Here is an 11,503-nt window from a genome sequence, read left to right as displayed (position 1 = left end):
GCGCTGTCGCTGGCGGCGTAGACGTCCGGGTGCGAGACCGAGCGCATGGTGCGGTCGACGACGATCTGGCCGGTCCCGGCGGGGCCCACTCATGTTGTTGGCCGATGCCCCCGTCCCCGCCGGGCCAGCGTGGGCATCCGTCCGCCGCGCACCGCCGCCCCCCCCGTGTGGGCAATCGTCCCGCCGGGCGGGACGGGTGGGCACACGGGACGGCGCGCTCGGCGGCGCCTCCGCCCCTTGTGCCTGGACCCGCACCGCGACCGCGTCGCCGTCGCGGCGGGCGTCAACGCGCGAGGAGCCTAGGCCCGGCAAGGGGCGTCGTTCCGTTGTGCCCACCCGTTCCGCCTGGGGGTCCCCCCGGACGAAGTCTGGGGGAGGAACGAATGCCCACAACGGGGGCGGGGGCGGCGTGCCCGCGCCTGGGGCGCTGCCGGCCTACGACGGGCGCCGTACCAGTGTTCTCACGCGCAGCGACCACGCGTCTGCGACCCGCGTCCACCAGTCCCGCGTCGCCCAGACCACCCGTGAGCCCGACCTCGGCAGCAGGACCGCGCGGAGGCGGGTGCGGCGGGAGGCCGCGGTGTGGAGGGCGCGGCGCACGGCATCCGCCTCGGGGGAGAGGGCGGGGCCGATTCGGGGGCGGGGGGCGTAGAGGGTTTCCTCCACCGCGCGGGCCGCGCGGTGGAGGGCGTCGGCCGCGTCCGCGGGGAGTTCGCCCAGGGTGACGATGCGCGCCGCGGTCTTGCGTGGCGTGCGGGAGTCGTCCGGGGTGATCCCGTAGTCCCAGGCGGTGTCGTTGATCTCGCGCCAGGCGGCGAGGACGTCGCCCGATGGACCGAGCCGGCGGGCCCGGACGCGGGAGCGCCACAGGAGCGGCAGCAGCAGGAGGCCGAGGACCAGCAGCACGCCCAGGGTCACCAGGAGCAGCCCCGCCCAGGGGAAGCCGTCGTCGTCCGAGAGCGCCGCGCCCGCCGCCTTGTCCGGGCCGCACTCGCCGAGCCGCCGGGACTGCGGCGGGCAGCTCTCCTGGGCGCTGGGCGCCGCTGAGGGCTGGGCGGTCTGGCCGGCCGAGGGCTGGGCGGACGGGGTGGCCGCGCCGCCGGAGGACTGCTCACGGGTGTATTCGGGGACCGAGCCGCGCGACGGCGTCGGCTCGAAGCGCGTCCAGCCGGCCCCCTCGAAGTACAGCTCGGGCCACGCGTGCGCGTCCCGGATGCCGACCGAGACCGAGCCGTCGCTCTGCGGAGTGCCCGGCATGAAACCGACCGCGACCCGGGCCGGGATGCCCAGGGAGCGGGCCATCGCCGCCATCGAGAAGGAGAAGTGGACGCAGAAGCCCTCCTTGTCCTTCAGGAAGCGGGAGATCGCCTCGACGCCGGTGCCGGACTTGACGTCCACGTCGTAGCGGAAGCCGCCGTCCCGGGAGAACCAGTCCTGGAGCCGCACCGCACGCTCGTAGTCGTTGCGCGCGCCGCGGGTGACCTTCTCGGCCGTGGAGCGCACGTCCGCCGGCAGCGAGGCCGGGACCCGGGTGTACTCGCGGCGCAGCGCGTCCGGCGCGGCCGGGGCCGCCGCCAGCTGCTCGGCCGAGGGCCGCACGTCCAGGCTGGTCACGGTGTAGCGGGCGCCCTTGGTGTTCTGCCCGTTGTCGCCGACGAGCATCCGGCCGGCCGGCTCGTACCGCCAGCCGCCGCTGATGGAGACCCGCGCCGCCGGATACGGCATGGGCAGCCACTTCTGCTCGTACGCCGTGGAGGCGACCAGGTTGGTGGTGACCTCCGAGACGGGGACCTGCTGGGAGAGGCCGTCGGGCCAGGGCAGGTTCTCCGGCACGTCCTGGATCGGGCGGACCGAGGACTTCCAGGCGGTGCCGTCGAACTGGTCGAGGGCGACGAGCCGCAGATAGAGGCCGCTGGTGTCGACGGCGTTGGTGCGATAGCGCAGGACCTCGCGGTTCTCGGGCTGGCGCAGGTTGTTCTGGAGCGAGACCAGCGGGTTCACCGCCGAGATCGTGCCGCCCTTGCCCTTGCCGGAGCCCTCGCCCTCGCCGCCGCCGAGGAAGCCTCCGCTGAGGCCGGGCAGCGCGAACGGCACCACGAGCGCGACGCCCAGGGCGACCGCGCCGATCCGCCGCCCGGTGCGGGCCGGTGCGAACGCCGGCCCGCCCTTGCCGGAGCCCTCGCCCCGGCCGCCGCCGAACACCCGGCCCCACTGGGAGAGCCGGTCCCGGCCCTCGGCCAGGAGCAGCAGCAGATAGCCGGCCGCGGCGAGCAGGAAGAGCAGTCCGCCCGCGCCGCCGCCGGAGAGTCCCGCCGCCACCGAGTACAGGGCGAGCAGCGGCAGTCCCGCCGGCGCCGCGCTGCGGAACGTCACCGCGAGCGTGTCCACGAGCAGGCCGATCACCGCGACGCCGGTGACCAGGAGCAGCCGGATGCCGGCCGTGTTGGGCGCCGGGATCGCGTACGTGCCGACGTCGTTCACGCCGGCCTGGAAGAGGGTCCCGAAGGAGGCGAGGACGTCCGGGCCCGGCAGGATGCCGAGGATCGCCTGCTCATGGGCGAAGGCCACGGTGAGCACGAGCAGGGTGACGAGCGCCTGGGCGGCGATCGTCAGCGGCCGCGCCAGGGGCACCCGCCGGGTCAGCAGGCCGACGGCGCTCTGCAGGCCGACCACGACGACCGCCGTGAGGATCCAGTCCGCCGGCTTCACCAGCGGCAGCAGCGCGGCGGACGCGGCCAGCGTCGCGCCGAAGGCCGCAAGCGTCAGCCGCCCGCGCCCGCTCATGACCAGCCTCCGTACGTCTCGCCCGCGGGCGCCTGGGCCGAGGCCCCGCCGGCGAGCTGCCACAGTTCCGCGAGCCGGGCGCCGGGCGCCACGGCGAACGCCTGCCAGCCGGCCTCCCGCAGCCGGCGCACCCGGTCCTCGACCGCGCCGGTGACGGCGCCGCCGGTCAGCCAGGTCCCGGAGTCGAGCACGAACGCGACGGCCGTGCCGTGCCGCTGCCGCATCCGGGCGGTGAGTGCGGCCTGCTCCTCGTCGAGGTCGCCGAGGAAGGCCACGAGCAGCCCCTCGTGACCGCCGCGCAGCACGTCGTGCGCCCTGGAGAGCCCGGCGCCTTCGGAGTGGTCGACGACCGCGAGGGTGTCCAGGAGCAGCCCGCCGGCCTCGGCGCTGCCTTCGACGGAGCGCCCGCCCCCGGCGAATCCCTCGGCGCCCTCGCCGGGCACCGTGCTGCCGGTGTCGGTGAGCAGCCGCACCGAGAAGCCGCGCTCCAGCATGTGGGTGAGCACCGAGGCGGCGCCGGAGACGGCCCATTCGAAGGCCGAGTCGGGTCCGCCGCCCTCGTAGGCGCCGCCCCGGGTGTCGAGCAGCACCGTGCAGCGGGCGCGCTGCGGCTGCTCCTCGCGGCGCACCATCAGCTCGCCGTAGCGCGCGGTGGAGCGCCAGTGCACCCGGCGCAGGTCGTCGCCGTGCCGGTAGGCGCGCGGAATGATGTCGTCGTCCCCGGCGAGCGCGAGGGCCCGGTGCTGTCCGTCGCCGTACCCGGAGGTCTCGCCGCCGAGCTTGACCGGCGGCAGCGGTTCGGTGCGGGGGATGACGGTGAGGTTGTCCTGGGTGCTGAAGGAGCGGGTCAGCTCGCACATCCCGAAGGGGTCGCTGAGCCGCAGCTGGAGCGGGCCCAGCGGGAAGCGGCCGCGCAGGTCGGAGCGGACCCGGTAGGACACCTCGCGGCGGCCGCCCGCCTCGACCCGGTCGAGCACGAAGCGGGGCCGCGGACCCAGCATGTACGGCACGTGGTCCTGGAGCATGAGCAGGCCGGTGGGCACCCGGGACACGTTGTCGACGCGCAGGTGGACCCGGGCCTCGGTGCCGGTCTCGACGCGCTGCGGGGCGAGCCGGCGGCTGCCCGCCACCCGGTAGCGGGTGCGGTGCAGCACGAGGACGCAGAGCAGCGGAAGAACGGCGAGCAGCAGTCCGACGCGCAGCAGGTCGGACTGGCCGAGCACATAGGCGCAGGCGGCGGCGGCGATCCCGGCGGCCAGGAAGGACCGGCCGCGGGTGGTGAGCCCGGCCAGGGCGGCCCGCAGGCCACCCCGGTCGCCGTCCTCCCGCTGCCCCTCGCCGCCCTGGGGCGGATACCCCTGCGTGGCCTGCGGAGCGGCGGCGGTGTCCATCACAGCCGCCGGGCGCCGGGCTGGTGCTGGCCGTAGAGCGGCCCGGCGTGCGGCGCGGGCGGCGCGGCGGCCGGGACGGGGGTGCGCTGGAGGATGTCGAACACGACCTGCTCGGCCGTGCGGCGGCTGAGCTGCGCCTGCGCGGTGGGCAGCAGGCGGTGGGCGAGCACCGGGGCGGCGAGCGCCTGGAGGTCGTCGGGCAGCACGTACTCCCGGCCGCTGAGCGCGGCGGACGCCTTCGCGGCCCGCAGCAGGTGCAGGGTGGCGCGCGGCGAGGCGCCGAGCCGCAGCTCGGGGTGGGTGCGGGTGGCGGCGACCAGGTCCACCGCGTACCGCCGGACGGCGTCGGCGACGTGCACCGCACGCACGGCCTCGACCAGCTTGAGCACGTCATGGGCGTGGGCGACCGGCTGGAGGTCGTCGAGCGGGGAGACCGCGCCGTGCACGTCGAGCATCTTCAGCTCGGCCTCGGGGCTCGGGTAGCCCATGGAGACCTTGGCCATGAAGCGGTCGCGCTGGGCCTCGGGCAGCGGGTAGGTGCCCTCCATCTCCACCGGGTTCTGGGTGGCGACGACCATGAAGGGGCTGGGCAGCTCGTAGGTCTGGCCGTCGACCGTGACCTGGCGCTCCTCCATGGACTCCAGGAGCGCGGACTGGGTCTTGGGGGAGGCCCGGTTGATCTCGTCGCCGATGACGATCTGGGCGAAGATCGCGCCCGGCTTGAACTCGAACTCGTGCCGCTGCTGGTCGAAGATCGACACACCGGTGACGTCCGACGGCAGCAGGTCGGGCGTGAACTGGATGCGGCGGACCGAGCAGTCGATGGACCGGGCCAGCGTCTTGGCCAGCATGGTCTTGCCCACGCCGGGGACGTCCTCGATCAGGAGGTGTCCCTCGGCGAGCAGCACGGTCAGTGCGAGACGTACGACCTCGGGCTTGCCCTCGATCACACCCTCCACCGACCGGCGGATCCGCTCCGCTGTGGTGGTCAGATCAGCGAGGCTCGCTCGATCGTCATAGGTCGTCACCCGGCCCTCCTCGGCCCTTTCGCAGCACAGACACCTGCCCCCGGCGCGTCGGCCGGGGGGTGTCACCCGTGCATTCTTGTTGCCGCGAGCGGGTCGTGTCACTCGCCCCCGGCCCACCTGTGGATAACTGCGGGTGAAATGCCGGGGTTTGAGGGATTGTGCCGGGGCGGATCGTCTGCTCGGCTCCGTCAGTTCGAGCCGCTGGGCTACTCCTGCTCGGCCGGGTCGATCTCGCGCAGCAGACCCGTCGTCACGTCGAAGACGAACCCGCGGACGTCGGAGATGTGCGGCAGGAACGGGGAGGTGCGCACCCGCTGCATGGACTGGCGGACGTCCTGGTCGACGTCGCGGAACGCCTCCACGGCCCAGGCCGGACGCTGGCCGACCTCGTCCTCGAGTTCGTGCCGGAAGTCCTCGGTGAGCGATTCGAGGCCGCAGTTGGTGTGGTGCACCAGCATCACGCTGCGGGTGCCGAGCGCCCGCTGGCTGATGGTGAGGGAGCGGATCACGTCGTCGGTGACCACACCGCCCGCGTTGCGGATGGTGTGACAGTCGCCGAGCTCGAGGCCGAGCGCGGCGTGCAGGTCGAGACGGGCGTCCATGCAGGCGACCACGGCCACCCGGCGCACGGGCCGGGCGTCCATTCCGGGGTCGGTGAAGTCGGCGGCGTAACGCGCATTGGCCTGGACGAAGCGGTCGATGACCGAGTCCTCGGTGTTTATCGCGTCGGCGGAGGTGTGCGCAGAGGTCGACATGTCTCCGAAGGTAATGGTCATCGGGCGGTCGGGCCTGCTGTGAGGTCGGACAAAGACAGTCATAGAACCTTGTTGTGAGCGAACCCACAGAGGGCGGGAAACGGGGCCGTCCGGGTGAATCCCGCGAAACGATCGTCCCTGCCCGCCGGAGCGCGCGACGCGCCAGCCGGTTGGTTGACCGGGGGGGCCGGTGGACTAAAGTGGCGCGAAGTTCACGGAGACATCGAGCGATTTCCGCCGTTTCTCCCCGTAAGTGCGGCGGTACCTACGGCTCGGCCCCCTTCCGCTCGCCGGTGGTACCTGTCTCCGCCGGATCTGAGAGGGCGCTTTGAGCAACGACCGACATGTCCCGGTGATGCTCCAGCGGTGCCTGGACATGTTGGCCCCTGCCCTGGAACGCCCCGGCGCCGTCGTCGTCGACTGCACCCTCGGTCTCGGCGGCCACAGCGAGGCACTGCTCCAGCGGTTCCCGGAGGCGCGGCTCGTAGCGCTCGACCGGGACAAGGAGGCGCTGCGTCTCTCCGGCGAGCGGCTCGCCCCGTACGGGGAGCGCGCCACCCTCGTGCACGCCGTCTACGACGAGCTGCCCGAGGTCCTGGACCGGCTCGGCATCCCGCGCGTCGACGGCGTCCTCTTCGACCTGGGCGTCTCCTCCATGCAGCTGGACGAGGCCGACCGCGGCTTCGCCTACGCGCAGGACGCCCCGCTCGACATGCGCATGGACCAGACGACCGGCATGAGCGCGGCCGAGGTCCTCAACACCTACCCGGCCGGCGAGCTGGTCCGCATCCTGCGCGCCTACGGCGAGGAGAAGCAGGCCAAGCGGATCGTCTCGGCGATCGTGCGCGAGCGCGAGAAGGAGCCCTTCACCAACAGCGCCCGGCTGGTCGAACTGATCCGCGACGCGCTGCCGCAGGCCGCCAAGCGCACCGGCGGCAACCCGGCCAAGCGCACCTTCCAGGCGCTGCGGATCGAGGTCAACGGCGAGCTGTCGGTCCTGGAGCGGGCGATCCCGGCGGCCGTGAAGGCCCTCGCCGTGGGCGGGCGGATCGCGGTCCTCTCGTACCACTCCCTGGAGGACCGGCTGGTCAAGCAGGTCTTCGCGGCGGGCGCCGCGACCACCGCGCCGCCCGGCCTCCCCGTCGTACCCGAGCAGTACCAGCCCCGCCTGAAGCTCCTCACCCGCGGCGCCGAGCTCCCGACCGAGGCGGAGATCGCCGAGAACCGCCGCGCGGCCCCCGCTCGTCTCAGGGGTGCGGAGCGGATCAGGGAGGACGTGGAGCAGTGAGCCAGAAGGGGCCTTTGAAGGGGCGGGCCGCCAGGCTCGGCAGGCTCATGCCGTCCGGGCCCAGCACCGCCGCCCGCACCCCCTTCGTCCTGCTCGTCGTGCTGCTGCTCGGCGGTGGTCTGATCACGCTCCTGATGCTCAACTCGGCCCTCAACCAGGGCTCGTTCAAGCTCAGCGAGCTGAAGAAGAAGACCACTGAGCTCACCGACGAGGAACAGGCCCTCCAGCGGGACGTCGACGACAGCGCCGCCCCCGACGCCCTGGAGCGGCGCGCCCGCGAGCTCGGCATGGTGCCCGGCGGCAGCCCCGTCTTCCTGGACCCCGACGGCCGGGTACGCGGAGTGCCCACGGTGGCCGTCTCCCCGAAGCCCTCGCCCCGGCCGACCCCGCCGCCCGCCCCGCCCGCGACGCAGGCCCCGCCCGCCGGGGCGACCGGCGCGCCGAAGCCGTCCGCGACCGGCACCGGGGCCGGCGCTCCGGGCGGCACCCGGACCACCGCCGCCCTCACCGGCACCCCGACCGCCGCCCCGACGACCTCCGGCAGGTGACCCGTGCCCTTCCAGGAGCCCCCGCGCCGCCGTGTCCCCGGCCCCGCCCGGCCCGCACAGCCGCGCCAGCCGGCCCGCCGTCCCGCCCAGCGGTCCGCCCCGCCCCGCCGGCCCGCCGCCCGGCCCGCCGCGAAGGCGCGCACGATCCGGCTCGGCAGCCCCAAGCCCCGGCTGCGGCTGATCTCCCTGGGCCTCACCCTGGTCATGCTGGTCTTCGTGGTGCGGCTGCTCCAGGTGCAGGCCGTGGACGCCTCCGCGTACGCCGCCAAGGCGGAGAAGCACCGCTACCTCGAATACACCCTGACCGCCGACCGCGGTGAGATCACCGACCGGGCCGGCATCGCGCTGGCCGCCAGCGTCGACGCGTACGACATCACCGCCGACCCCAAGCTCTTCACGCCCGAGGAAGCCAAGCTCGCCGACGCGCCGGAGCAGGCGGCGGCGCTGCTCGCTCCCATCCTCGGCAAGGAGCCGGCCGAGCTCGCCAGGAAGCTGCGCACCCCCAAGTCGCGTTACGCCGTGCTCGCCCGCAAGCAGACCCCGCAGGTCTGGAACCAGATCAAGGACCTGAAGAAGGTCTACGAGCAGAAGGCCGCGCCCGCCCACGGCGGCAACGGCGTCAACCTGCTCGGCGGCATCCTCAGCGAGCCGGTCACCAAGCGGGTGTACCCGAACGGGGAGCTGGCCGCCGGGATACTGGGCTACGTCAACGCCGAGGGCCGCGGCGCCGGCGGCATCGAGTCCATGCTCGACAAGGAGCTGGCCGGCCAGGACGGCAAGATCCGCTTCGCCCAGTCGGGCGGGCGCCGGGTGCCCACGGTGGGCTCCCAGGGCACCCCGGCCGTCCCCGGCTCGACCATCGAGCTGACCATCGACCGGGACATCCAGTGGGCCGCCCAGCAGGCCATCACCGACCAGGTCCGCAAGTCGAAGGCCGACCGCGGCTACGTCATCGTCCAGGACACCCGCACCGGCGAGGTCCTGGCCATGGCCAACGCCCCCGGCTTCGACCCCAACGACCTCTCCCAGGCCAACGCCACCGCCATGGGCAACGCCGCCCTCCAGGACGCCTACGAGCCCGGCTCCACCAGCAAGGTCATGTCCATGGCCGCCGTCCTGGAGGAGGGCGCCGCCGCCCCCGACACCCATGTCACCGTGCCCAACCGGCTGCACCGCGGCGACCGCCTGTTCAGCGACGACGTCGACCACATCACCTGGTACCTGACCCTCAACGGCGTCCTGGCCAGGTCCAGCAACATCGGCACCATCCTCGCCACCGGCCAGCTGGGCAAGACGCAGGCCGAGTCGAACCAGGTGCTCTACGACTACCTGCGCAGGTTCGGCATCGGCAGCCCCACCGGGCTCGACTACCCGGGCGAGACCCCCGGCATCCTCGCCAAGCCGCAGGACTGGTCGACCTCGCAGCAGTACACGATCCCGTTCGGCCAGGGCCTGTCCATCAACGCCATGCAGGCCGCCTCCGTCTACTCGACCATCGCCAACGGAGGCGTACGGATCGAGCCGACCCTGGTCCGCGGCACCAAGGGACCGGACGGGCGCTTCACCCCGGCGCCCGCGCCCAAGGAGAGCCGGGTCATCAGCGAGAAGACCGCCAAGACCCTGGCCCAGATGCTGGAGTCGGTCGTCGACGACGAGGAGGGCACCGGAACCAAGGCCGCCATCCCCGGCTACCGGGTGGCCGGCAAGACCGGCACCGCCAACCGCGTCGACCCCGAACTCGGCCGCTACAAGGGCTACACCGCGTCCTTCGCCGGCTTCGCGCCGGCCGACCAGCCCCGCATCGCCGTCTACTGCGCCATCCAGAACCCCACCAAGGGCAGCTACTTCGGCGGCCAGATCTGCGGACCCATCTACAAGAAGGTGATGGAGTTCGCCCTCAAGACCCTGCACATCCCGCCGACCGGCAGCCAGCCCGCCCGGCTTCCGGTGACGTTCAAGCCATGACCGTCCGACCGCGAAAGTCGTAACACCGCGTGAAACTCCGGGAGCACCAGTGAGAACGATCACCCAAGATTCCGGGAACCGGAATTCGAACTCCAGCGACGCAACGGCTCGATTTAGCCCTGCGCAGGGTGCGCCCGGTACGCTCACCGCCGTGCCACACGCTGATCAGTACCGAACCACCCCGCCCCGCCCGGAGCGGGTCCGCCCCACACCCCTGGGCGAGCTCGCCGCGCGGCTCGGCACCGAGACCTCCGGCGGCTCCGGCCGCTCCGACAGGGATGTCGACGTCTCGGGCATCACGCACGACTCGCGGGCGGTCCGCCCCGGCGACCTCTACGCGGCCCTGCCCGGCGCCCGCGCGCACGGCGCCGACTTCGTCGCCCAGGCCGCCGGGCTCGGCGCCGCCGCCGTCCTGACCGACCCGGCCGGTGCCGACCGCGCCGCCGCGACCGGCCTGCCGGTCCTGGTCGTCGAGGACCCGCGCGGCCGGATGGGCGAGCTGGCCGCGGAGATCTACGGCCGCCCCGGCGCGGAGCTGCTGCAGATCGGCATCACCGGCACCTCCGGCAAGACCACCACCGCCTACCTCGTCGAAGGCGGGCTGCGCGGCGCGGGCAAGGCCACCGGTCTGGTCGGCACCGTCGAGATGCGCATCGGCGACGAGCGCATCAAGTCCGAGCGCACCACTCCCGAAGCCACCGACCTCCAGGCCCTGTTCGCCGTCATGCGCGAACGCGGCGTCGAGGCCGTCGCCATGGAGGTCTCCAGCCACGCGCTCGTGCTCGGCCGGGTCGACGGCTGCGTCTTCGACGTCGCCGTCTTCAACAACCTGAGCCCGGAGCACATGGAGTTCCACTCCGACATGGAGGACTACTTCCAGGCCAAGGCGCGGCTGTTCACCCCCGAGCGCAGCAGGCGCGGCGTGGTGAACCTCGACGACGAGCACGGCCGCCGGCTCGCCAAGGAGGCCTCCGTCCCGGTCGTCACCTTCTCCGCCGCCGGGGACCCGAACGCCGACTGGCGTGCCGAGGACGTCGTCACCGGCGCCGCCGACTCCACCTTCACGGTCGTCGGCCCGGACGGCGAGCGATTCCCCGCGACCGCGCCGCTGCCCGGCCCGTTCAACGTGGCCAACACCCTCGCCGCGATCGTCACCCTCGCCGTCGCCGGGATCGACCCGCGGACCGCCGCCGACGGCGTCGCCGCCGTCCCCGGCGTGCCCGGGCGCCTGGAGAAGGTCGACGCGGGCCAGCCGTACCTCGCCGTCGTCGACTACGCGCACAAGACGGACGCCGTCGAATCGGTCCTCCGCTCGCTGCGCGAGGTCACCCGCGGCAAGCTGCACGTCGTCATCGGCTGCGGCGGCGACCGCGACACCACCAAACGCGGCCCGATGGGTGCCGCCGCGGCCCGGCTCGCCGACACCGCCGTCCTCACCTCGGACAACCCGCGCTCCGAGGACCCGCTCGCGATCCTCACCGCGATGCTCGAAGGCGCCGCCGAGGTGCCCGCGTACCAGCGCGGCGAGGTCCTGGTCGACGCCGACCGCGCGGCCGCCATCGCCGCCGCAGTGGCCCGCGCCGAGCCGGGCGACACCGTCCTGGTCGCCGGCAAGGGCCACGAGCAGGGCCAGGAGACCGCCGGCGTGGTACGCCCCTTCGACGACCGTCAGGTCCTGCGCGAGGCGATTCTCAGCCGCCAGAGCCAGCAGGACGCACACCGTCACCAGAACAGTCAGGGATGA

General features: G+C 73.6%; 8 protein-coding genes. 4 read left to right on the top strand and 4 right to left on the bottom strand.

The window, feature by feature from the left end:
- Window positions 1-435: 435 nt before the first annotated feature.
- The 4 genes from ACWEV0_RS14740 to ACWEV0_RS14725 form a co-directional block, all read right to left on the bottom strand.
- Complete coding sequence (locus ACWEV0_RS14740) at window positions 436-2,784, bottom strand: transglutaminaseTgpA domain-containing protein (protein WP_453149661.1); 2,349 nt, start codon at window positions 2,782-2,784, stop codon at window positions 436-438.
- On the bottom strand, window positions 2,781-4,175 hold the full coding sequence (locus ACWEV0_RS14735; RefSeq protein ID WP_453149660.1) for a DUF58 domain-containing protein: 1,395 nt from the start codon (window positions 4,173-4,175) through the stop codon (window positions 2,781-2,783). The genes ACWEV0_RS14740 and ACWEV0_RS14735 overlap by 4 nt, the downstream gene beginning before the upstream one ends.
- A complete protein-coding gene (locus ACWEV0_RS14730) occupies window positions 4,175-5,203 on the bottom strand; it encodes an AAA family ATPase (RefSeq protein ID WP_453149659.1) in 1,029 nt (342 codons plus the stop codon). Before ACWEV0_RS14730 ends, ACWEV0_RS14735 begins: the two co-directional genes overlap by 1 nt.
- Window positions 5,204-5,409: 206 nt before the next feature.
- A complete protein-coding gene (locus ACWEV0_RS14725) occupies window positions 5,410-5,958 on the bottom strand; it encodes a beta-class carbonic anhydrase (protein ID WP_453149658.1) in 549 nt (182 codons plus the stop codon).
- A gap of 328 nt (window positions 5,959-6,286) precedes the next feature.
- On the opposite strand from ACWEV0_RS14725, the gene rsmH reads away from it, so the two are divergent.
- From rsmH to ACWEV0_RS14705, 4 genes are read left to right on the top strand one after another with little or no spacing between them, the layout of a single operon-like run.
- Window positions 6,287-7,246 carry a 16S rRNA (cytosine(1402)-N(4))-methyltransferase RsmH gene (gene rsmH / locus ACWEV0_RS14720; protein ID WP_453149657.1) on the top strand — a complete coding sequence of 320 codons (960 nt, stop codon included), beginning with the start codon at window positions 6,287-6,289 and terminating at the stop codon, window positions 7,244-7,246.
- Window positions 7,243-7,794: an FtsB family cell division protein gene (locus ACWEV0_RS14715; RefSeq protein ID WP_453149656.1), complete on the top strand. Its 552-nt coding sequence runs from the start codon at window positions 7,243-7,245 to the stop codon at window positions 7,792-7,794. The genes rsmH and ACWEV0_RS14715 overlap by 4 nt, the downstream gene beginning before the upstream one ends.
- 3 nt (window positions 7,795-7,797) lie before the next feature.
- Window positions 7,798-9,759: a peptidoglycan D,D-transpeptidase FtsI family protein gene (locus ACWEV0_RS14710; protein ID WP_453149655.1), complete on the top strand. Its 1,962-nt coding sequence runs from the start codon at window positions 7,798-7,800 to the stop codon at window positions 9,757-9,759.
- A 49-nt stretch (window positions 9,760-9,808) separates the two neighbouring features.
- Window positions 9,809-11,503: a UDP-N-acetylmuramoyl-L-alanyl-D-glutamate--2,6-diaminopimelate ligase gene (locus ACWEV0_RS14705; protein ID WP_453149654.1), complete on the top strand. Its 1,695-nt coding sequence runs from the start codon at window positions 9,809-9,811 to the stop codon at window positions 11,501-11,503.

This window comes from Streptomyces sp. NPDC003943, assembly GCF_053605265.1.
The sequence above is the reverse complement of the archived record's forward strand: the minus strand, read 5'-3'. Positions and strand labels throughout refer to the sequence as shown.

Coding starts and splice junctions, on each gene's coding strand:
- ACWEV0_RS14740 (WP_453149661.1), bottom strand. CDS start 2,784: ATGAGCGGGCGCGGGCGGCTGACGCTTGCGGCCTTCGGCGCGACGCTG.
- ACWEV0_RS14735 (WP_453149660.1), bottom strand. CDS start 4,175: ATGGACACCGCCGCCGCTCCGCAGGCCACGCAGGGGTATCCGCCCCAG.
- ACWEV0_RS14725 (WP_453149658.1), bottom strand. CDS start 5,958: ATGTCGACCTCTGCGCACACCTCCGCCGACGCGATAAACACCGAGGAC.